Source organism: Brevibacillus sp. FIR094 (assembly GCF_050477165.1).
Classification (GTDB): domain Bacteria; phylum Bacillota; class Bacilli; order Brevibacillales; family Brevibacillaceae; genus Brevibacillus.
In genome coordinates, this window is sequence record NZ_JBEAES010000007.1 from 39,199 (window position 1) to 61,371 (window position 22,173).

The window sequence follows — 22,173 nt, forward strand, 5'->3', positions numbered from 1 at the left end:
CTGACTTTTCGCTGGAGACATCCCTTTTTCTTTTACACGCATTCACGCATCCTTTTACTCCACACTTACCAAAACGCGCTCCAACGCATCCAACGCCTGTTCCGCGTCTGCACCATCCGCAATCAAGACGACCGACTGACCTTTCGAAACAGCAAGGGACATGACGCCGATAATACTCTTGGCATTCACCTTCTTCTCATCCTTGTTCAATCCGATTTCACTGGAAAAGGAAGCTGCCACTTTCACAAACAAAGTAGCCGGACGCGCATGTAATCCCTGTGCCAACCCGACGATGACCTGTCTCTCACTCATCTGATTCACTCCTATCCCTTTCTCGTAAAATAGCTATAGACCTTCTATGGCAGTCAGCAGTTCTTCTACCTGGTCCAAACGAGTCAATCCCGTTTCCTTGTCAACGATTGATGTATAAATGTGCGGAATGACCTGCTTTGCACCTGCGGCAAGGCATACCTCCACAATCGGACGAATCGAAGCTGCATCGATCCCGCCAGTCGGCTCAAAAACGGGAATCCCGTAACGTACGGCTGCTTCTGCCATCGCCTTGATTTCATTCAGTCTTTCCAGTCCGTCTACTGGATAAAATTTGACCGAGTGTACGCCAATCTCCGCCAGCATCGCGGCGGCTGCATCGCAAGAGAGCAATTCAGACACTTTGTTGCTTATTGGTCCCGTGGTGACTTGAACCTTTCCTGGTTGTCCGCTGGGGGCAATCAATGCATTCACGATGGTATGCGAGTTGCCGACTGCCTGTAGCCCCCCGAGTGTATAGCCTGCTGCCGGAAATACCTGATTAACGTGATCTGGTTGTGTCTGCACCGCGACTTCAGCGACCTTTTTCCATTGAGTTGGATCACCTGCGCCCAGCCCTACAGACACTGGTACACCTGCTTGTTGATATTGTTCAACGGCGGTTATTGCTGCTTCTACGGACGCAAATCCTTTGACTAAAATTCCGATAAGAGCGCGGCCATCAGCCACTGAACATATTTGTTTTGCGTTTTCTACATCCCTTGCCAAAACGTTTAAACGAATTTTCGGTGTGCCCACTTTTGTTATTCTCCTTCTCCCTGTTTTTGCAGCAGTTCCTTCATTCGCGCTGCAATGATATGCTCTTGCCCCTCGTGAAACGGTCGTGGATCAAAGGCAATCATCCCCGTATTCACATAATGGTTGCGGGTAAAAATAGCTGGATTTCCTTGCTCCAGTTGGCGTGTAAGCTCCCGAGCCGTCATGCCCGTCACTCGTTCGTCAAGCTGAACTTGCACACGATAGATCGCCCGGCCTGCCTCATCCTGTGCGATCACCGCTTTCACACCAGGCAAGCTGTTCAGTTCTCCTGCCAGCCACTCCACTCGCCTACGCTGCTCGGGAACATTTTGCTTTTCGGGATCGTACTGTCCAAGCGCTGCAAGTAAACCCGCAATGGCTTCCTTTCCTACCTTCATGGCACGACCGACGCCTTTATATTGCGCTCGACATGCAGCAACCAGATCTGCACGACCTGTGATAAACCCAGACGTAGGTCCGCCGATTGCTTTTCCGCCACTGTAGATGACCAGATCGGCACCCATTGTTACATAGCCCCACAGATCCTCCTCCGCCGCTGCGTCCACAATTACAGGAATTCCAAACTCCCTACCGAGTTGAAGCATCACGTCTAGGGACTGCATCCCTTTTTGAATCGCATGGTGAGATTTGACATAGAGTAGCGCAGCGGTCTGATCATCAATGGCTTCTCGCAAATGGTTTTCTTCTACGTGATTGGCATGCCCGACCTCTACGACTTTCCCACCGCCGAGTGCAATCATCTGTTGAACGGAAGCGCCGAAGTGCACCGCGTGTCCTTTTTGGATGATGATCTTGTTATTCAACCCATCGGAAAGAGGAAGCCGCTCGATCAAACTAAGATGGCAACCAGCTATAACTGCCGCTACACTAATGGCAAGGCCTGCGGCTGCTCCCGAGGTAGGACAACCGTCTTCTGCTCCGGTCGCCTCTGCGATATGACGACCTGCCACAATCATCAGCTCGCTGATTTCTACATAATCCATGGCGGCTTCTCCCATGGCCTGTGCGATAGAAGGATGGACGGCACTTGCACCCAGTGCCGTCATCTTACCGCTTGCGTTAATGACTTGCTTCAACCCTAGCTGCTGATAGATTCCCATGGTTTGCCCATCCTTCCTGTGAAAAGCCTTCGCTCTTCCGTCATCATTGTGTCGGGATCGGGAAAATGGCTCCGAGGATCATGGCTCCGATAATCGCTCCACCCGCAATCGGTTTGTTGTAATAGTAGAAAATCGCTGCACCTGCTGTTGCGCCGAGTCCAACTGGAATCGAAGCCATAATCGCAGAAATGACAATCAATGGACCTAAGTAACGACCTGCTGCGTTTCCGGCTCCCATCATGACATCCGCACCAAAGGTGGAGTTCGATGCGTTGATCGTATACTTCCGAATCAAAATAATCACGGTACCAATGATGAAGCCCAAGAGTGCACCTGTCGCCAGCGCCAAAGGAAAAGAAGTCAACGGTGCTGTAAAGCCTGCTCCCAACATCAACGCTGGAACGCCAATCCCGATACCTGTTTGCAATGAGCCGCCAATATCGAGAATCCCAACCAGCGGTCCCTCCAAAACGCGGGCGAACAAAAAGCTCGCACCAAACGCAGCAGCCGCACCGTATCCGCCACCCTTGATCCCTGCCTCCAGCATCGCAACAATGGCGATATCGTTAAAGGCACCGACATGATACACATAGTAAAGATGAGTACCCGCAAAGATTCCTGAAGACAAGCACGCCACAAAGAGGGGAAATGCCCATTCTGAATACCAAAATCCTTTTGCCTGCAATTCACCCATTACTTTTTCACCACCGATCCAAATGTTTCGTGAAGCTCTATCAACCACTGTGGAATTTCCACGTACATACTCTTCAAGAGCGCGACATCAAAACCACGGAAGAAGCCACTGAATACAAACAAGAGAATGACTGCAATAAACATGGATTTCGTAATTTTGTTCCAACCACTGTCATCCAGGCCTTTCCCGATCAAAATACCCAAGACGATTCCAGGCACCGCATTACCCATGACCAAGTGCGACAAACCGCCCAAGACCGTTCCCCAAATCCCTGTCCGTTTACCTGCATCCATCGCCGCCATCCAGAACACAATCGGCATGATCGGGTTGATCAACCAGTTCGCAGCAGGAACCAGTACCTTCGTCGCGACGAGCTGCATCGATTCGGGAATCGCTGTTGCTGTAGAATTCAACAGTGTGACCACAACGACACCGACTGTTGCTCCGGCAATCGCCATTTGCTTTGGATTGTGCAACGTCTCTGCCACATTCTTGTTGCGCCAGAGCAACACGGCTGCCGCCCAGTTCGGGATGACGCGATGATCCACATCCTGCGTCAACGCACCGGCACCGACAACAGACGCCCATGAGTTGAACAAAAAGCCAAGACCAAATGAAAAGTGGGAAATGGGATCGCCCGCACATGCGTTCAGCTCTCCAAAAGTCCGGAATGCTCCCATCCCTTGGACATTGGGTGCATGGAACATTCTCGCCGCCCCCGCACCAACACCGAAGCCGACCAATGCCCCGATAACGATCGACTTCAACACAATCATCAAAGTAACCATGAACCTACCCCCTGTCTACTTCTATCGCTGACGAACCAACTGCCCCATACCCGCAGTCTGCTCCGTCTGCTGCTGAAACGTTATGCTTTCTACCTGGACCAGTCCCAGCCTCACTTGAATATCTACGGTGATGTCATACCGCGTTCGTTTGCGCGGGAAGAACAATCCAAAAAATCGCTCATGCTTCACTGTTTCTGTCGCAGACACAATGGAAACGCCCACAGGTTCGATTCGCACAACCAAATCACTCGTCTGTCTCGCCACTACATGCTTGATTTGGGAAAAAATCTTGTTGAAGGCTGCTTCTTTCGTATCGCCACTGCCGGATAATCGCAAGGTCTGCGTCGTCTCCGTGTACATGGATTACTTCCCTCCCAGCTTGATGTATTCTTCCGCCATGCGTCTGCCCAGCTCTTCTGTATCCATGAAGCCAAAGCCAATCACTTTTTTGCCGCTACGCAAGGCAGTAATCCCAGCATCTACTGAGCGCAAGCCATACTCGACCGGAAAACCATACTTGGTCTTGGCAGTCAGTGCCCCAGCCCCACCACTTCCACAAAAGGACAGCCCGAGATCTGCACTCTCACTGACCATGACATCTCCTACCTTCATATCCGCGCCAACACCTGGAATGACGATCGCAGTCCCGCCAGCAGCTTCGATTCCTTTTGCGATGTTGTGTCCTTTTCCGAGACGATCACCAATCACGATTTTTACCTTAGACATATACATACCCTCCTTTTATTCACAGCGAGTTTTACGAAGGCCCCATCTGCATGGCACGGATGGCTTCAAAATGGACAGCCAACAGAAACGCTTCTGTATCATCTGCCTGCCACGCACTCTTTTCTTCCGATAGGACTTTGTGCGAGAGTGTAACCATATCGGGATGAATTTCCGCGAATAACTCCGCTTCAATCACGGGCAGCTTTTCACCGTTTATCATCCGTCGTACAAATGCCAGTACATGAGCTCCGATAGCTAACCAGCGATCACGCGGTATATGAATCTCCATGAGGCGAAACTCTTCCTCTATTTTTTGGAGAATCTGTTTTGATTCAGAAATTTCAGATAAATAATCTGATTTTGTCTCTGCCAGTTCCTTGAGAATGTCATCAATCATTTGCATGTCAGTACCTTTCCCGAAGTAATCGCTTGATAAGCCACTACTCTTTCCTTTGTCTCCAACGTTTCTTGTTCACTGTCCGTCAAAATTGTCGGCTCTTTTTTGATCTGCAAAAGGGATACGTCCGCGCATGCCCCTACTTTCAATGTTCCGATCTCGTTTTCCAGCCCGAGAATTCGTGCTGGACCAAGCGTACTCGCCGCAATCACATCGTCGAGCGAGTAGCCCATAGCGAGAAACTTCGTAAGTGTGTGCGTCAAGCTGTGCACAGGACCATCGATGTTGCGCTGGTGAACATCCGTGCTAATAACATGTGGCATAATACCTTGGGCCTGTGCATGACGCAGTGTTTGGAAGCTGAAGCTCGCTTCTCCGTGCCCAATGTCGAGTAAGACTCCCCGCTCCAATGCGTCTTGCGCCTCTGGAATCAACTCGCCTCGTTCGTCGAACATCCCTCCTTTTTTTCCGTGAAACGCATGTGTCACCACGTCTCCTCGTTCTAGCAGAGGTAATAATTCCGTGAGTTTTGGCGGAGCGTTTCCGATGTGCACCATCAAGGGTACACCCGCTTCCCTCGCCGCTTCCTTGGCTACGAGCAAGGGATGGATTCCGTTTTGCTTGACGACAGAACCGCTCATGCGGGCTTTTATCCCTCGTAATATCGGTTGTTTCCTTATGAGGGCTGCCGCTTCTCTCGGGGTTAACCGCGACATGTCTGCGAGCTCCCCGCCGCCTGTGCACAAGCCATCCCCTGAAATATTCAGAAATGCCAGAACACGAGTGATAGAAGGATGCACAGCTTCTTCAAGAAAAGCATCAAACGACCATAGCCCGACACTGCCAGCATCTACTACGGTTGTCACCCCTTGTTCGACGCCGACCCGATCCGCGGCTACACCCAAACTCGTCTTTGTCGGAAAAACGTGAGCGTGCAGATCGATCAGACCGGGTGTCACCACATATCCCTCTGCATCGATCGTCTCCTTGCTTTCCATATTCATCTCTTGATCATCGGTTGTCTTCCCTTTCTCATACAACCCAACGATCCGCCCTTCCCGAATAGCAAGATCATAGTGCCCGTTCAGATTCTGGGAAGGATCAATGACTCTTCCGTTGCGTATGAGTAGATCCACTTTCACTTTCTACCGTCCCCTTTCCTGAGAAATAGCGCATAATGGCCGACACTTCACTTGGCGGAACTTGAAGGTTTGCCTCAGCCATCAATTGGTTCAGCTTTTCACGCCATGCCTTCCATTCTTTCGATTCTGCTTCAACCGACGATTCCCACTCCTCCTGATAGGGTGAGCCAAAAGCCAGTCGATTCACCATCAGCAGCAGGTGCAGCGTCAGTCCGCTTGCCGTTTGTTCCGTTACGTACTCCCGAAAAGCAGTCACGATTTTTTGACTGATCTCATACCCCTTGCAGATGACATCCTGAGACAGTCTCTCCACCACTGGCAAATCTGACGGATTGAGATCAGCAGTCAGTGTTGGGAACCAAGCTTCCTTGCGAGCATTCACAGCCTGCTGTCGATTTCCTTCCGCCACTTGCAAGGCTTCCAGACAGTTTTGAATCTGGTTGATATCTTGGCGTGTGGGAAGAGGACTGACAATCACAACAGGCACCTCGGCTTTGATCGGCAGGACACTGATGATGACATCCACGCGACGACTCGCCAAATACTTCTCTACCTCTGTACTGGAACACAGACCTACGACCCGAAGTGAACGCAATTCGCTTTCCAGGTACGTTTTCAAAAACCGCGAAGTTCCTCTGCCTGTTCCGCAAACGACGAGAGCATCTGCCTTTTTCTGCTCCAGCCAGCGATCATAACCTGCTTGGAAATGTAATACAAAGTAAGCAATGTCTGCATCGAGCCAATAGACCCCACGATGCCAAAACACTTCTTCGCAAGAACGTTTAACTGCATCAAACATGCGTGCGTATGAACGGCGAATCTCCTCCGTCAGTGGATTCGCAAAAAGAACTCCCTGACGATAACGGTTCAAACTATCATCCAAGTGAGCAAAAAGCAGTCTGACCAGCTCCTGATCCTCGTACAACGGTGCCAGCATCCGGCTGCTAACCACTTCCGTCAGCTCCTTGGTTGCCTGGAAAACATCCAAAACAATCCTACCTGCACGCGCCTCTCTTGGCACCTGTTCGGTCCCTAGCAGTGGGAGGCACGCATACGCAATCTCGTGTTCGGGAATATCGACGTTCAATCGCTGACAGAATGCTCGAACCTCGTGTGAAAACAGGTCATACCCGCTCCAATGCCTTGCTTCTCCCATCTCGGCATCATCCGCAGTGACCACTTGCCCCCGTTGTACACGATGGACGACAATGCATAAGCGAATCAGTAAACTAATCAGCACGCGGTCTGTCAGCGTCTCCGCAGCAGCATTCATCCATGCTTTGATGCTGTGAATGATCTCCCCTAACTCAGTCCGGCTGATTAGCCATTTCTCCAATAACGGACCTGTTCTCGCTTCTTGTCCATACTCTAAAAACATCCCTTGTACCATCCGATACATGTCGATTCCATCCAACAGATCGTGAATCAAGTTTTCGAGAGCATACCGCTTGTGACGCTCACTCCCATCCACACGTACACCGTACCTTTGCTTCGTGACGAGCTCGAGACGCCAGCCATCGAGCAGCTTTTCCGCGTCCTTGACATCGGCCACGACGGTATTGCGACTGACTCCCATATGGTCGGCCAAATCGTTCATCCGCTGATACCCATCTGACAGCAGAAGAATGAACAAAAAATGCTTGACCCGATCCTTTTGCGGCAGAATGAGTGTCTTGCTGTCATCACTTTGCAAATTTTCCTTCAAAGCATTTCGATGCTCTTGTTCTTCCGTGATCCACAGCCCTTTATTCGGTTGAGAATGGAGGATGACATTTCGTTCCTTTAGCCATTGCCTGACGTTATCCAGATCATACTTGACGGTGCGTTCGCTTACCTGGAAATCTCGCGCGACATCCTTGATTTTCAGCGGATAGTAGCTGTCGAGTATCACCTTCAGTAATGCATGGGAACGTGTGGTTAAAAAGACCATTCCTTTCTCCTTTCCATAAAAAGCTGTGTCCTTGCTTGAGATTCATTATAGAAAACGCTTTCTCGGTGGTAAAGAACGATTCCTTTCCCCATCAATCGTGCAATTTTTGCAATTATCAGTTCAATTCGACAGCATTGAAAAAGATGACCCCGGATTAAAGCTAGGAGCCACCTTCAATCTTCATACCTTCATCCAAATAGTACCATTACATAAAAAAAGCCCGCAACGAAAGGTTACGGACCTCTACTTTTAAAAAGAGCTCATTTACAGGATTCCACCCAAGCTCGCACCTTTGACAAACAGTCGTTCGATATTTTTCTCGACAGTTGGATCTGGTACCAATGGCGGTGCTTGATGGGGCTTGGTACGTGCATCAATAATCAGATTATCGCAACCCCAATGCTTGTTCTCGTAGTAGCTGTTCACGCCGTAAATGTCGTGGGATGGATTACTGCGTGTGAAGGTTGCCCACATGAAGTTTTGAAGAGACGCGCTCATGAATGTACTGTCATCACAAAGGATGATCATCGGACAAGATGTGATCGGCCCTCTCGCTTGAATCGCGTCACACAGATTCTGTAACTGCTGCTGGGCGCTCGCGTAATCGGTAAATGCAGGACCTTGGATCGACACCACACCTGGCATAATCAAGCTGGCATTCTCAAACTCTCGTAAATCCTTCAGCTCATCCGGCACCTCTTTGCACAGCTCTCGCTTTTGATCGCCATAAGCAGCGAGGACAACCTTGCTGCCGCTGTTTAAGCCTGTTCCCGAATAATCCAGCGTATCAATGGTCGTGTTCGTATAAAAATGAACATCTCGATGAAGATCGATTCTCTCCAAAATATAGGTCATAAAATCAACTTCATCATGCGTCGTCAATGGTCGATTTTCTTCTGCGGTAATGAATAAATATTTGGCCAAGCTCAATTGGCCAGTCCCTAAAATGCGGTTGGCAATGGTGAGCATCTCTGTCGGCTGTTTGACTTGCTGATAAGGTGTATATCGCTCACTTCCGATGGCAAATAACAGCGGATGCACACCGGCAGCATCTACAGCATGGACTTCTTTAACACCTGGGATTTCTTGCTTGATCGCATCGCCCGTTAACTCGTGAATCAATTGACCGAATGACGTATCTTCTTGTGGCGGACGGCCCACAACCGTGAATGGCCAGATTGCATTCGGCTTGGCGTACACTTTCTTTACCTTCATCACAGGGAATGGATGAATCAGACTGTAATAGCCCAGATGGTCGCCGAATGGTCCTTCTGGCTTCGTATCTCCCGGATAAATATCTCCCGTGATTACAAAATCCGCATCATTACTAATACAGTAACCATCGATATAGCTGTAGTGAAAACGACGCCCAGAAAGCAAACCGGCAAAAGTAATTTCGCTCAAGCCTTCTGGCAACGGCATTACAGCTGATAAAGTATGGGCAGGCGGCCCGCCAACGAAACAACTTACTTTCAGCGGCATCCCCATTTTGGTCGCTTTGGCTTGGTGGACACCGATTCCACGATGGATTTGATAATGCAAGCCAATTTCTTTGTTTACTTCATACTCATTACCAGTCAACTGCACACGGTACATACCCAAATTGGAATTCATGATTCCAGGTTTGTCCGGATCTTCCGAATAGATTTGGGGTAACGTGACAAAAGCTCCGCCATCCATCGGCCAGCTCTGGATAAGTGGCAGGTCTGTTATGCTGATTTCCTGTGCAGTTACCGGCATGCTAGTCGATTTTTTTGCAGGCAAAGCCTTCAGAGCAGCAAAACCGTTCTCGATATTTTTAAAAGGCTGCTTTAGCGCTTTCATCGGATCATTGCGCATAGCGATTATATTTTCAGCGGCTTGCCAGGTGCTTCTGAAAATAAACTTGCTGCGCTCGATTGTGCCAAAAAGATTGGATACCGCACGAAATTTTGAGCCTTTTACATTTTCAAACAGTAAGGCTGGCCCGCCAGCTTCGTACACCTTCAAGTGAATCGCGGCCATTTCTAGATAGGGATCTACTTCTTCGCGAATACGGACCAAATGTCCGTGCTTTTCCAAGTCAAGGATGCACTCTTCTAAATTCTGATACATATCTATAGGGCTCCAATCACTAGATTCTAGATTTACCTGTAGATCAATACCTTCTCATCATACAGGAAAGATCCTACAAATTCACGTTACCCTTCCGCACAATTTCTTGAAGCTCGCTCAGTTCTCTGATTTCGTAGGTTGGCTGAATGCCCGTATGATTTTCCTTACCCAGAGGGTTGAACCAGCACGTATCGATCCCGTAATGGGCACCCCCTTGTATATCAGAGGTCAACGAATCTCCCACCATCAATACGTTCGCCTTCTCCGTCCATTGCAGTTTGGCAAACGCGTATTCAAAAATTTCCCGATCCGGCTTCTTATAGCCGACCTCTTCGGAGATAATCAGGTGCTCAAAAGAGTTGCAAAGCGGTGAAGCAGCAATTCTTGCCGTTTGCACAGAGGCGAATCCATTCGTAATGATTACCAAGCGGCAATCCTCCAAACTGTTGCACAACTCAACCGCTCCCGGTATCAAATGCACTTCTTTGCCCAAGGATTCGAGATACGCGCTGCTGAACGCCTCAGCATCGACGTCTAGCTGAACAGCTTTAAAAAGTCTTTGAAATCTCTCTACACCCAGCTCTGCTAGAGTGATCCTCCCCTTTTCTAAATCCTCCCACAATCCTTTACTGATCTCTTTGTAAGTCGCTCCATAATCAGACGATCCCGTAGTGATTCCAAACTGGGAAAACGTTTTTTGCAGTGCATTTTCTTCTGTCGTTTTGAAGTCGAGAAGTGTATCATCTACATCGAATAATATGAGTTGATAGCGCATGGTGACCTCCATATATCTTTACTGATCAAGTATTCGTACAAACTAACACCTTTCTATCATATCAAAAACAGAAGGCCAACCTGCATACAAAAAGCCTCGAACTGTATCATTCGAGGCTGTGAAAGATTTTTTAGAGGAGTGGCATCTGGATCACCGTGGCGAATCTGTTGGTCAACAGCTTGTTTTCTTCGAGAATCCATACTTCCCTAGCTTAATTCGCACTTTTTCCTACATAGCTCCCTGCAATGATGATCGAATTCGTGTATCCACCACTTACATTATCGAAACCCGAGAGCAAGGTTGGGACCCCCACAAATTCAACTGTATCATCTTCATAGACATCTAATCCGCCTAGGTAAACAATTTGGTAGCTATCCTCCTCGTCATTGGCGACATGCAAGACGGAAATCGTTCCGACTTCCGGTATTTCTTCCTCTTCGATGCTCAATACCGTTCCTCTATCTTGAATCATCGCGGCACGATACTTGGAAATGTTTTTATTGATATGTTTCGGTTGCACATTTTGATCGACTAATTGCTGAGCTTCCTTCACTTTATCCCCAGTTGCCGGAAACAGATGCGCATGCTTTGCCAAAAACGCTTTGGATTCCGGTGGAAATTCTTCTCCAGCTTCAAAGCCATTCACTTCATGTAAGGCGATTACAGCCGTCGAAAGGTACGTAGCGACATTCTTTTTTTCTGATTCTGCAGCTACCTCTGTACCTTCACTCTTGGTAGAAGAGCCTTGCGTGGCTAAATTGGAAAACACGGATGATGTACTTGATTTCGTTGAACCACATCCTGTAACGAGAATAAATGCGACAAAAATGAATGCATAAGAAAATGAAATTCTCATCTCACTCAACCTTTCCTATTATTTCCTTCCCCTCATTATCTCATGGTACTTCCCTTGCAGGAAGTACACTCTTTCCTTCCGAATTATCTCTCTACATGGTAGAAGGAAGGTGAAGCAATGAACGCACTCTTAGTGATTGATGTGCAAAACGGGATTGTGAGTTGTGGGGATTACAAAGAGGAACTTTTTTTGATGGAACAGGTGATCAAAGATTTTAAAGAGATCAATCTCCCTGTAATTTTTATCCAGCATATGGATGATGCAGAAGAAAGTCCCCTGAAAAGAGGTTCTTTCGGTTCTGAAATACACCCTCCATTAAAAGACTATTCCGATTTCTTTATCGTGAAACAAACCCCTAGTTCCTTCTTCCAAACTGAACTCACACAGACTTTAGAAAAGTTAGGGGTCGATCATCTTTTTATCATTGGTTTTGAGACGGAATTTTGTTGTATGTTTACCGCGATCGCTGCCTATGATCGCGGATATAAAGTGACGTTCATTAAGGACGCCACTGGAACAACCAATACCGCCGAATCATACAGCATGCAAGGATTAGACATTAAACAGTTTGTAGGAACCGTTCTCCGTTGGTCAAGTGTCATTGAAGTAGTAAACTATGCCGAGTACACTGAAAAATACAAGTGATGTGAGCAAGAGAAGCAACTATACGATCCTTTGCAGAACGTTCAGTCATTGCTATATGACAAAAGATGTCATAATGGGCGGTTTATACTGAATCCATCAACGAAACGATTGGAGGATTTCAGTATGATAGGTCTTCGTATTTTCGCAAAATGGGTAATGATCGTAGGGTTGTGCTTGATGTTCCTTTCAGCTGGTATTTACAAGCTGATTGGACATCCAGAGACAACACTCACTTTCCAAGCATTCGGGTTTCCCCATTGGTTCCAAGGTGTGATCGGTTTAGGCGAAGTGCTCGGCGGACTGGGCTTACTGATGAAAAAGTATACGCGTTACGCCGCCTATACGCTCGCAGTGATTATGCTTGGTGCTACAATCACTCTTCTTTTACACGGGGACACGACTACTGTAGCGATTCCATTTGTCTTACTCCTTGTTTTCTTGCTTATCGGTCGCCAGAGTGGTAGCAAAAAAGGCCGTCAGTTCCCACCCGTAGCCAGGTGAGGATCTGACGGCCTCTCGCTTTTTCTTCAAGCTCGTCGTTTACAAATGCTTTTTTATAAAGTGTAAGAGGGTCTGACCTTGTGCGGTAAGAATCGCTCCCTTACCTTCGCATTCCCAGCAGGATTGCTCTAAGTCATCCATTGAAATCGTCATGAGACAAAACCCTTTCCCTGCTAAAAATAACCGTACCTTGTCCTGATTTTAACACGAATAAGCAATTATTTACCACATACCCTTCTACTCGAAATCATAGTAGGTAAAGATAGTAAAAAAGGAGGGATGACATGTGGATCAAGAAAAAGTAACCATCAAGATTAACGACAATGGATCAATTCGTGTTACTGGTGCAGTTGAATTGCTGGATGGAACAGGTGACAAGTATGAAGTCGGTTCATCTTTTTCACTCTGTAGATGCGGTCAATCCGAGAAGAAACCGTTTTGTGATGGTACGCATAAAAATGTAGGTTTTGAAAGTGCACCACGGGCAAAAGCATGATTGGAAAGAGCGCAGATGCGCTCTTTTTTCACTTATCGAGCGCTTATGATGAAAAATTGTTTCCTCATTGAAATATTGGTATAATTTTGAAGAGTATTATTGGAAAGGTGGATTGTCCAGAATCTCTAACATTCCGCAAGCCACGTTCTCGTTTTGATTGACGTCGTTTATTTTTTATACCTACAATAATGACATTCCGATCCCATAGGCAATGACTAAGAGCCATCCTTCGTTCGGTTATGGCTGACAAAGTTAGGAGTGCGCAACCATGTATGCACAAACAGTACGTTACGATCAATTTGGCGAACCCCATGAAGTATTGAAGGTTGAACAGCGGCTGATTGAACCTCTGAAGCAAGATGAAATTTTGGTGAAAATGAGCGCACGTCCTATTAATCCTTCTGACGTCATTCCGATTCGTGGTGCCTACAAGCATCGCATCAACCTTCCCGCCATTCCTGGGTATGAGGGGGTTGGTACCGTTATGGATACAGGTCCTTTTGCTCCCCGCTCTCTTATCGGTAAACGTGTTCTGCCTTTGCGTGGTGAGGGTACGTGGCAAGAATACGTAAAAACGCCAGCCGAGCTAGCCATTGCGGTTCCCAATTCGATCCCAGATGATATCGCCTGTCGGATGTACATCAACCCCATCACTACGTGGGTCATCTGCAATGAGACGCTTAAACTGTCTTCTCATCAGGTTTTGATAGTCAATGCAGCCAATTCAGCCATTGGCCGATTATTTATTCAGCTATCCGCTCTTTTCGGTTTTAGGGTGATCGCCATCGTCCGAAACGCAAGATATACCGAGGAGTTAATGCAACTTGGGGCGTGGCATGTCGTCGACAGTTCACGTGTATCTATTTATGATGCCATCATGAGCGTAACGAACGGACAAGGTGCTCATGCGTCTATTGATTCCATTGGCGGTCCAGACGGTTTAGAGCTGGCGAAGTCTACACGTGCTGGCGGGATTTTCTTGTCGTTAGGTCTTTTATCGGGAGTTCAAGTGGATTGGTCGATCATTTCGAAAGAGCTTGGCGTTCTCCCTCAACTATTTTTATTACGCCACTGGAATCAACGAGTTTCCGTGTCTACCTGGCACGAAACGTTTGAGAAAGTCATCGATCTCGTTCAGAATGGGAAGCTCCTTTTAGCAGCGCCTGGAGAGAAATTTGCTTTGCATGATGTTAAAGAAGCAGTGCAATTTGCGGAGAACCGTCAGCGTACGGGGAAAATCATCTTGGTGTAATTGGTTGCTATGCTCCTCGTTCTTTAGGGATGTGCAAGTGGTTTACATAACATGAAGCCAAAAATGAGCGTTTTCTCGCCCTTTTTGGCTTCGACGAAACATAGGGGGTCCTATGGCTAAACATGAAAAGATGTTTCTTAAAAATTATGAATCAAAAGCCTCTAAATATCTGAACGATAAAGAAAAAGCATCTAATCTCCTAAAAAAAGCAATGAAAAAAGCAGATAAAAAAGCGATCGGAGGTGCTTGGGAGAATTTACAGCTACTTTTTCATATTTTCGGTGATTGGACGAGTGGAAAATATCGAACAATCCCTGTTAAATCCATATTAATGATTATTGGCGGGATTTTGTACTTTGTTTCACCCATAGACGCCATCACAGATTTTATTCCTGTTGTTGGTTTACTAGATGACGCGACAATCATTGGATTGGTGTTTCGACAAGTGAGCAGCGACCTTACTCTGTACAAAGAGTGGAAACAAAAAGATTTTTTACAGGAATAGGAAAAATTCATTCAATGGGTAGTAGGAGAGTCTCTGTTCTCTCCTATTTATTTTATCCGAACAATTCTAGTAGAGTGAGGTACTTTGATGACGTTAGACAAGTATTTGCATCAAACATTTCCAACGTTAATGCTTAGGCCACCTTTGTTTTATAGCTGGGATATTGGAATCCGTTTTGAGCTGGGTGTGAACTACGATTACCATAACGTTTATGAAAATTGCCCCTATTTACAGGCTGTTAATACGCGAGCTATTACTTTATTTAAATCTTTATATGCACCTAACGATGACATCTATATCGTAGTGGATGTAAACGATTTTGGAGACGGTGGGGCTTTTAAGCGTAAATTGAACGCCTTTTCCAAGTATGTGAAAAACAAATCACTTTTGTATAAGCTTAGGCAGCATACTATTCCTTATGTTTTTCCAGAAGACGATGAGAAACACGTCTATCGAACGCATCGGTTCTTCTTGGAGTGTAAGACATCGGACTTTGCCTATGTACCCATGATAAAAGCAATCTGCCGTCAGGATATGGGATTAAAACCACGTATTTTTCATCGGGTCTACTTCATCAATACGAGTAAACATACCATCTTTCACATCTATGACGATCGAGGCTGTGATTTATTAGCCACTTCTCCTGAAACAATCAGAGGGATATATGACAGCTATCATCATTGGATATTAGACTATGACAGAGCCAAGATCGATCAGGTATTTTTGTAAATGGAATTAATTACGGCAACACATTTCCGGCAGAGCGATAGATGTCATACCACTCTTCTCGCGTCAAGCGAATATGGGTTGCTTTCACGCACTCCTTCATTCGGTCGATATTCGTCGTGCCAATGACAGGTTGCATGTTCGCCGGATGGCGTAGTAGCCAAGCGATGGCGATTGTCGTGTTGGATACTTCATATCTAGCTGCAATTTCATCGATTTTTTTGTTCAACTCAGGAAATTTCTCGTTCCCAAGGAAAGATCCTTCGAAAAATCCATACTGGAACGGAGACCAAGGCTGAATCGTAATATCATGCAGCCTGCAGAAGTCGAGTACACTGCCGTCGCGGTTCACTGCCAAGTTGTTCTCCATATTGACGTTGAAGCCTTGTGAGATCATCGTCGCGTTCATAATGCTGAGCTGCAACTGGTTAGCGACGATTGGTTGCTTCACATATTTGTTTAAGAGCTGGATCTGCATCGGATTTTGATTGGAGACGCCAAAGTGACGGACTTTACCCGCGCTTTCCAGAAGATCGAATGCTTCCGCTACTTCTTCCGGCTCGACAAGAGTGTCTGGACGGTGCAGCAACAATACATCCAAATATTCCGTTTTTAATCGTTTTAGAATGCCATCCACTGCATTCAAAATATACTCTTTGGAAAAGTCGAACATGCCAGGCCGAATGCCACATTTCGATTGCAAAAGGATACGCTCTCGAACGCTAGGACTCATCTGAATCGCTTCTGCAAATACTTCCTCACATCTGCCTTTTCCATAAATATCTGCATGGTCGAAGAAGTTCGCCCCTTCTTCAAGCGCCGTTTGTACGAAGCGCTCCGCTTGCAGCCCGTCTAGTGACCCAATCCTCATGCACCCAATTGCGATGACTGGTACTTCTAACTTGCTCGTGCCGAGTGGTATGGTTCTCATGTCAAAACCTCCGATTCTAAAAAGTGGGTCATGCGATCGAGCAAAGATGCCATTTTTTCATTGTGTCATTCCTTGACAACCGTTTCAATCCCCATTGAGCGAATACTGATTTTGCAAAAGCAAAGAGCCTTCCCCAATTACCATGGAAGGACTCTTTGGTTGGTGTAACTTCCCTGTACCCCCGTGATTCTTCTATTTTCGGTAGTAATATTTCGCCCAATCGTTGATGATTTGTTTTTTTGTTTTCGCCTTCAAAAAAGAAAAACCTTTGATATCAAAGGCTTTCGACCATTTCATATGGAGCGGGTGATGGGAATCGAACCCACGCCGCAGGCTTGGGAAGCCGGAGTTCTACCATTGAACTACACCCGCATGATGTTATCGCAATCCATTCCAACTGCTTCCAATTATATAGCTGTCTGAATTATTTGTCTAGTACAGCCCATCGAATGGAACCTTGCCAATCATGCAAGAAAAGACCGCCGGGCATCATCCCCGTTCGGTCTTCTCTGCTTTCTTTGCCATCAGGCATGCGCAAGTGTTTGCTGCGAAATAATTCGCCCACTCTCCATTTTCACTACTTGATCAGCAAGATGGAAGTAGCGATCGTCGTGTGTGATCGCAATTACACATTTGCCCTGTCTTTTCATTTCTGGCAACAAGGATTCGTAAAAGAATTGACGATATTCTGGATCTTGGTCAGCTGCCCACTCATCAAAGAGGAAAATGGGGCGATCTCTGACTAGACTGAGCATCAAGGCAAGACGCTTACGCTGACCCGTAGACAGCTTCGTCGTGCTAAACGTTCCCGTCTCATCCACATCTACTTTGTCAGCGATACGAAGCACCTCTAAATATTTGCGCACTTCTTCTTGATTCGCTTGGTAATCGATTCCGTACATCTTCTCAAACAAGTAGAAATCACTGAAGATCGCGGAGAAGAATTCGCAGCGTTGATCAGCATTCACGTTTTGGCCGTTCATGAAAAACTCGCCCTCATCCTGCTCGTACAAGCCAGTAATCAGCTTCGCAAATGTTGACTTCCCGCTGCCGTTCCCACCAACAATGAAGACGATTTCCCCTTTTCGGCAGGAGAAGTCCAGCGGGCCTACGGAAAACTCTTCGCCCTCCTTGTTTTTGTATCGGAACCGCACCTGTTCAGTTGAAAACGTCTCAAAGTCTTGCGTGTTCCGCCGAGCCACGCTTTCCTCTTCTCTTCTCGTTTCCACTGATAATGAATCAAGCAACGCATTCAGTCGCTGCCAGCTGATCTTGATCCGAATCAGCTCCGGTACCGCATTCAAAATACCGTGAACGGGCCCTGTCATATACAAAAAGACAAACACATAACTAATCAGCATCTCTTTTTGAAGCGAAGGGAAAAGAACCGGGAATAAAAAGGCAACCGTGCCGATTACCACGACGAATAGCAATTCCCCAATCAAATACACGTTCACAAATTTAAATTGGCCCGCTGATTTCTTATGTCGATAGTCAGAGCAGCTTCTTTCCATGTCATCTTCAAATTCTTTTCGTTGCGCCTGCGTCAGATACAGCTCCTTGAAGCCCCCGATCATATCGGTAATATAGGCGAAAAACACATTTTGGATGTCTCTGGTTTCCTCCCATACTTTGTTTGCAAAGCGACCTGCCAGCGTATACAAGCCTACAGCCACAAAAATGACAGCCAGACAAAACAAAAATCCGTACAGATCCAGCGAGCCCAGATAAATGAAGCAAAACACGAGTGTAACCGCACTAGTCAGTGCCACAACGACACTATTGGCGAACGTACTGATCGTTTCCGTATCGTTATTTAACCCCGCATATATTTCACCGTTATCAAGTGTCTCGTACTTTTGATAAGGGGTCCGAAAAATCCTGCGGATCAGTTCCATTCTTTTCTCGTATACGATTTCATTTGTGATCACAATCAATCGACTACGCATCATTTTCTCCCCGACGATATACAACAAGATACCCAGGAGAAAATACAGGAAAATGGATGCATGAAACTTGTTTGTAGAAGTGAGCGCCAGATTGATCATAAAAATAATCAACGCATTCCCAAATCCGCTGATTAGCCCCTGTATGACAATAGACGTCATGGATGTTTCTTGCGATTTCGGGAACAAGCGGATGAGTGTAATGTAGACATTAAACAGAGCGAGTCCTGCTACCAATGCGTACATGGCGTAAAAAATGGTGATCGGAAGCCAAACCTCGATGAACGCCCATGGTAAACCCATAAAAAAAACATCTGGCATGTAGTATAAGGCGGCTGTCAAAACAATTCCCATGACAACAAATGCAACGAGCGATGCCAGACAGATTCGCCCTGCATTCGTGGCGAGTTTTCGTTCGCCTCGATAGACTTGCACGAAAATCTGCACGATCGCCCCACCAAGTACCACCAAAAGGATACCAAGGATCACGAGAGAAATGCTTGCCATACGATCCGCTTGAAGATTAGTGTCAGACACGACTACGGGAGCTTCTTTTCCTAGTACGAGATTGACGGCACCTTCTGCGATAACTGATGCGTTCAGCGAGTTGATATTGGTCAAAACGACGGCGCCCAGCTTTTCCTCTGGACGAAATACCATATACGAAGAAAATGCAGGGTTATTGCCGCCGTGCGAAATTTGCCCTCCACCATCCTGATAAATCATCCAGCCTGATGCATACGAGAAACCGTCTCCAGCAGGAGCTACCGAACGATCAGGAAGATGGGAAGCACGTACCAGCTCAGGTCGAAATGCAGATGCCTCCAACCCCAACTGAATCTGCAACCATCGTTCCATATCGTTTAAATTAGAAACGACATAACCGGCTGGCGTATTTCCACGATATTCCGGTGCATCATACACGCGTGGGGAAAATAGTTCGATTTTGTGCCCTCTTGCCATCTCCGCCACGGGTGCCTGTGCCTTCAAAAAGGTATGGGTTAGTCCCAATTTGGCAATGACTTGTTGCTGCACATACTGTTCATAGGACTGTCCGGTAACTTTCTCGACCACATAGCCCAGGATATCGTAGTTAATGGTGGCGTATTCATACTCGGTCCCCGGCTTGCGTACCAGTTCAGCATGATTGATCGCTCGCACGGTTTCTTCGATCGCATTCTCACTGGAAGAAATAGGGATCGAGCCAATACTTTCAAAAGGAATCCCGCTGGTATGGTACAGTAAATGCTTAATCAGGATCGTTTGCTGTTGTCCTTTATATGTAACGGTAAACCACGGCATAAAGCTCTGAACAGGATCATCCAGCGAAAGTCGTTTTTGCTCGACAAGCTGGTGAACGGCTAACGCCGTAAAGGCTTTGGAGTTCGATCCGATTTCAAACAATGTGTCAGCAGTAACCGGCTCTTGCTTCTGGGTGTCAGAGATACCAAACGATTGCTTGTAAATCGTTTTCCCCTCTTTGACGACCACAACGGCTGCACCCGGGATTTTTTCCGACTCCATGGTTTTATTGACCAGCTGTTCGATTGCCGTTGTGATTTCCGTATCCTGTCGAACGCTCGTTTCGGCGTACACGGACACACTACCGGAAAGTACGAGAACCAGACATATCAGCAAGAATGCTAGTCTTCGTCTCGACTCATCTATGATCTTTTGCAGAATGATCCACTCCTTTTTAGGCACTGCGTCTGTGGGAAAGACCGCAACCAGTACGTGATGTAATTGGGATTGGATAGAAACCGTGGCGAATCACACTCGCCACGGTTTCCTATTACGCATCGCACATATACACGGGTTTCGAATAGAGGCGCAAGGTTTCTCTCCATTTTTTAACCAATCGCTCCCACTGTTCTAGCTCGATTTGTTCCTGTTTCAATAGGCTAATCGGAATGCATAGGTTTAATAGACGCCCATCTATTTCAAAACGGGTAACACCCGCAGGCAAAACATGCCCTTCCGATACGATACGCTCCAATTCCAACAAACTAATTGGCGGGAACTGTATCAAGGCGGCTCCTGTTTCCGGCCATTCAAGCATTCCTGTGGGCAGACGATGCACCTGGTGGCTATAGTTATAACTGTCCACTAATTGACGCCATAGTGTCATTCGCCACTCATCATCCTGCCGATTCTCATTTGGATACAGATAGAAGCGCTCCTTGTTCCCTATCTTTATTTCTGCCACAGGCGTTTCTCGTAAGCGCTCTGTTTCCCATCGAAACACAGAATCTTGCTCCACTGATTGCAACCATGCTGCGACTGGCACAATATGATCCCACATATCCAAGTGAAAATCCTCATGCTCCACTACCTGAAGAGGGATATGTTTGCACCCAAGCGATTGAAGAGCAAAGGTCCGATGTGCACCATCAATGATCAAATACTGGCCGTTTTGCATGTGAATCGCCAGTGGAGGATGGCGCAAAATCCCTTCCTCCTCAATGATCTGTCTGGTCTTGTGTAGTCGCTTGTTTTCATGTGACTCGTGCAAACAAATACGAGATGACTCTACCAGTTTTAGATTTGCCAGCACATCGTACAAAATGGTAACCTCCAGTTAGTCTTGCAAGTGAGTTCCGATCCCCTGCGAGAGTGCTTGTTTGTAATAGTAGCCAGCAATGGCGATATCAAAAATCGCCATCCCCATCGGATTAAACATGATGGGCTCATCTTGTGGAAATTCTTTCATCTGGTCAAGGCAGACGATGTCTGTGATGGATTTGGTATCCTCTTTTTGCAATCCTCTCTCCAGATGCATAATCTCGATGTCCGTGTTCTCACGGCAAACTTCGATCCAGTCGTCTACGATAATGGATCGGGTATAGTCGAGAATTTTTGGTGTAAAATCGCGTAACGACACATTTAACAACAAGGAATGACGTTTTGGTTGCTTGTCAATAAAACCATTCGGTGATACCGTGCACGTAATGAACACATCTGCCTCGCAGTATGCTTCTTCCCACGTTTGCGCGATAACCGTTTTCTCTTTGATCTCAGCCGGAATATACTCCTGTTGGATACCCGCAATGTCATACAGAACCACTTTGGCGATCTTCTCTCCTAACAAGGCCGTTACCATTTGCAGATGAAGTCTGCCAATCGGACCAAATCCGATAATTCCGACCGTTACATTTTGCAGGGGACGTACTTGTTCGTAATGCTTGAGGAGAAGACCGGAAACAGAAGCAGTTCGAATGCCGCTGACCAGAGCCGTATTTATCGTTGCCACAGGCTTACCCGTTCTGGCTTCGTTCAGAATGGTAATCGAATGCGCGCGTTGGATACCCTCTTGGAGGTTTTTCGGGAAACTGGCAATCCACTTGATTCCCGCCATGTAGGTATCTCCGCCTACAAATGCTGGCATGGCAATAATGCGGTTTGACATGTCATGATATCGCAAGTAAGGTTTAATCGGCTGTGCATAATCTTCCTTTTGTAAGGCATGCACAGCATGTTCAATTACATCAATGGTTTCCTTCCAATTCTTGCCGATCTTTTCAATATCACTCGTGTTTAGATATAACATCATGCAGCCCACCCTGCTTATCGTAGTAGATTT

At 46.8% G+C, this 22,173-nt stretch carries 24 protein-coding genes and 1 tRNA gene; 6 read left to right on the top strand and 19 right to left on the bottom strand.

Translation table 11 applies throughout. The features are described 5' to 3' along the window. Positions 1-54: 54 nt before the first annotated feature. From ACQ5DJ_RS07460 to ACQ5DJ_RS07520, 13 genes are all read right to left on the bottom strand, one after another. On the bottom strand, positions 55-312 hold the full coding sequence (locus ACQ5DJ_RS07460) for an HPr family phosphocarrier protein (protein WP_429841887.1): 258 nt from the start codon (positions 310-312) through the stop codon (positions 55-57). Between the two features lie 33 nt (positions 313-345). After that, positions 346-1,068 carry a KDGP aldolase gene (locus ACQ5DJ_RS07465; RefSeq protein WP_429841888.1) on the bottom strand — a complete coding sequence of 241 codons (723 nt, stop codon included), beginning with the start codon at positions 1,066-1,068 and terminating at the stop codon, positions 346-348. Positions 1,069-1,073: 5 nt separating this feature from the next. Next, entirely contained in the window at positions 1,074-2,189 is a 1,116-nt protein-coding gene (locus ACQ5DJ_RS07470) for a DgaE family pyridoxal phosphate-dependent ammonia lyase (protein ID WP_429841889.1), read from the bottom strand. Positions 2,190-2,232: 43 nt separating this feature from the next. Further along, positions 2,233-2,883 carry a DUF4310 family protein gene (locus tag ACQ5DJ_RS07475; RefSeq protein WP_017249034.1) on the bottom strand — a complete coding sequence of 217 codons (651 nt, stop codon included), beginning with the start codon at positions 2,881-2,883 and terminating at the stop codon, positions 2,233-2,235. Then, positions 2,883-3,671, bottom strand: a complete 789-nt coding sequence (locus ACQ5DJ_RS07480) for a DUF4311 domain-containing protein (RefSeq protein WP_429841890.1) — start codon at positions 3,669-3,671, stop codon at positions 2,883-2,885. The genes ACQ5DJ_RS07475 and ACQ5DJ_RS07480 overlap by 1 nt, the downstream gene beginning before the upstream one ends. Before the next feature lie 21 nt (positions 3,672-3,692). Then, positions 3,693-4,031, bottom strand: coding sequence for a DUF4312 family protein (locus ACQ5DJ_RS07485; RefSeq protein ID WP_429841891.1), 339 nt, complete (start codon positions 4,029-4,031; stop codon positions 3,693-3,695). A gap of 3 nt (positions 4,032-4,034) precedes the next feature. Next, positions 4,035-4,397, bottom strand: a complete 363-nt coding sequence (locus ACQ5DJ_RS07490; protein WP_429841892.1) for an SFCGS family glycine-rich protein — start codon at positions 4,395-4,397, stop codon at positions 4,035-4,037. 31 nt (positions 4,398-4,428) lie between these two features. Continuing rightward, on the bottom strand, positions 4,429-4,800 hold the full coding sequence (locus tag ACQ5DJ_RS07495) for a hypothetical protein (protein ID WP_429841893.1): 372 nt from the start codon (positions 4,798-4,800) through the stop codon (positions 4,429-4,431). Beyond that, positions 4,791-5,936, bottom strand: a complete 1,146-nt coding sequence (locus ACQ5DJ_RS07500) for an amidohydrolase/deacetylase family metallohydrolase (RefSeq protein ID WP_429841894.1) — start codon at positions 5,934-5,936, stop codon at positions 4,791-4,793. Before ACQ5DJ_RS07500 ends, ACQ5DJ_RS07495 begins: the two co-directional genes overlap by 10 nt. Next, positions 5,896-7,866: a BglG family transcription antiterminator gene (locus tag ACQ5DJ_RS07505; protein WP_429841895.1), complete on the bottom strand. Its 1,971-nt coding sequence runs from the start codon at positions 7,864-7,866 to the stop codon at positions 5,896-5,898. Before ACQ5DJ_RS07505 ends, ACQ5DJ_RS07500 begins: the two co-directional genes overlap by 41 nt. A 264-nt stretch (positions 7,867-8,130) precedes the next feature. Next, entirely contained in the window at positions 8,131-9,960 is a 1,830-nt protein-coding gene (locus ACQ5DJ_RS07510; protein ID WP_429841896.1) for a UbiD family decarboxylase, read from the bottom strand. Between the two features lie 73 nt (positions 9,961-10,033). Then, on the bottom strand, positions 10,034-10,735 hold the full coding sequence (locus ACQ5DJ_RS07515) for a YjjG family noncanonical pyrimidine nucleotidase (RefSeq protein ID WP_429841897.1): 702 nt from the start codon (positions 10,733-10,735) through the stop codon (positions 10,034-10,036). 211 nt (positions 10,736-10,946) lie between these two features. Further along, entirely contained in the window at positions 10,947-11,591 is a 645-nt protein-coding gene (locus tag ACQ5DJ_RS07520) for a hypothetical protein (protein WP_429841898.1), read from the bottom strand. A 117-nt stretch (positions 11,592-11,708) separates the two neighbouring features. Here ACQ5DJ_RS07520 and ACQ5DJ_RS07525 point away from each other — a divergent pair, with 117 nt between their 5' ends. Together ACQ5DJ_RS07525 and ACQ5DJ_RS07530 are read left to right on the top strand one after the other, a co-directional pair. Continuing rightward, positions 11,709-12,236 (top strand): isochorismatase family protein, encoded by a 528-nt coding sequence (locus ACQ5DJ_RS07525; protein ID WP_429841899.1) that lies wholly within the window; start codon positions 11,709-11,711, stop codon positions 12,234-12,236. Between the two features lie 123 nt (positions 12,237-12,359). After that, positions 12,360-12,737: a DoxX family protein gene (locus ACQ5DJ_RS07530; RefSeq protein ID WP_429841900.1), complete on the top strand. Its 378-nt coding sequence runs from the start codon at positions 12,360-12,362 to the stop codon at positions 12,735-12,737. Between the two features lie 39 nt (positions 12,738-12,776). Here the strand turns inward: ACQ5DJ_RS07530 and ACQ5DJ_RS07535 are convergent, their stop codons facing one another. Then, positions 12,777-12,890, bottom strand: coding sequence for a hypothetical protein (locus ACQ5DJ_RS07535; RefSeq protein ID WP_221868562.1), 114 nt, complete (start codon positions 12,888-12,890; stop codon positions 12,777-12,779). 133 nt (positions 12,891-13,023) lie between these two features. Between ACQ5DJ_RS07535 and ACQ5DJ_RS07540 the strand changes: the two genes are divergently transcribed. From ACQ5DJ_RS07540 to ACQ5DJ_RS07555, 4 genes are all read left to right on the top strand, one after another. Next, entirely contained in the window at positions 13,024-13,233 is a 210-nt protein-coding gene (locus ACQ5DJ_RS07540) for a CDGSH iron-sulfur domain-containing protein (RefSeq protein ID WP_429841901.1), read from the top strand. 268 nt (positions 13,234-13,501) lie between these two features. After that, positions 13,502-14,485 carry a zinc-dependent alcohol dehydrogenase family protein gene (locus tag ACQ5DJ_RS07545; RefSeq protein WP_429841902.1) on the top strand — a complete coding sequence of 328 codons (984 nt, stop codon included), beginning with the start codon at positions 13,502-13,504 and terminating at the stop codon, positions 14,483-14,485. Positions 14,486-14,597: 112 nt separating this feature from the next. Beyond that, positions 14,598-14,990, top strand: coding sequence for a YkvA family protein (locus ACQ5DJ_RS07550; protein WP_429841903.1), 393 nt, complete (start codon positions 14,598-14,600; stop codon positions 14,988-14,990). A gap of 87 nt (positions 14,991-15,077) precedes the next feature. After that, positions 15,078-15,719, top strand: a complete 642-nt coding sequence (locus ACQ5DJ_RS07555; RefSeq protein WP_429841904.1) for a DUF3885 domain-containing protein — start codon at positions 15,078-15,080, stop codon at positions 15,717-15,719. A 10-nt stretch (positions 15,720-15,729) separates the two neighbouring features. Here ACQ5DJ_RS07555 and ACQ5DJ_RS07560 read toward each other — a convergent pair whose 3' ends face one another. From ACQ5DJ_RS07560 to sbnB, 5 genes are all read right to left on the bottom strand, one after another. Continuing rightward, a complete protein-coding gene (locus ACQ5DJ_RS07560; protein WP_429841905.1) occupies positions 15,730-16,647 on the bottom strand; it encodes an aldo/keto reductase in 918 nt (305 codons plus the stop codon). Positions 16,648-16,945: 298 nt separating this feature from the next. Then, a tRNA-Gly gene (locus tag ACQ5DJ_RS07565) sits at positions 16,946-17,019 on the bottom strand. Between the two features lie 152 nt (positions 17,020-17,171). Next, entirely contained in the window at positions 17,172-20,231 is a 3,060-nt protein-coding gene (edeA, locus tag ACQ5DJ_RS07570) for a cyclic peptide edeine export ABC transporter EdeA (protein WP_429841906.1), read from the bottom strand. A gap of 154 nt (positions 20,232-20,385) precedes the next feature. Further along, positions 20,386-21,147: a ParB N-terminal domain-containing protein gene (locus tag ACQ5DJ_RS07575; protein WP_429842013.1), complete on the bottom strand. Its 762-nt coding sequence runs from the start codon at positions 21,145-21,147 to the stop codon at positions 20,386-20,388. Between the two features lie 24 nt (positions 21,148-21,171). Beyond that, on the bottom strand, positions 21,172-22,140 hold the full coding sequence (gene sbnB / locus ACQ5DJ_RS07580) for a 2,3-diaminopropionate biosynthesis protein SbnB (RefSeq protein WP_429842014.1): 969 nt from the start codon (positions 22,138-22,140) through the stop codon (positions 21,172-21,174). Positions 22,141-22,173 lie beyond the last annotated feature (33 nt).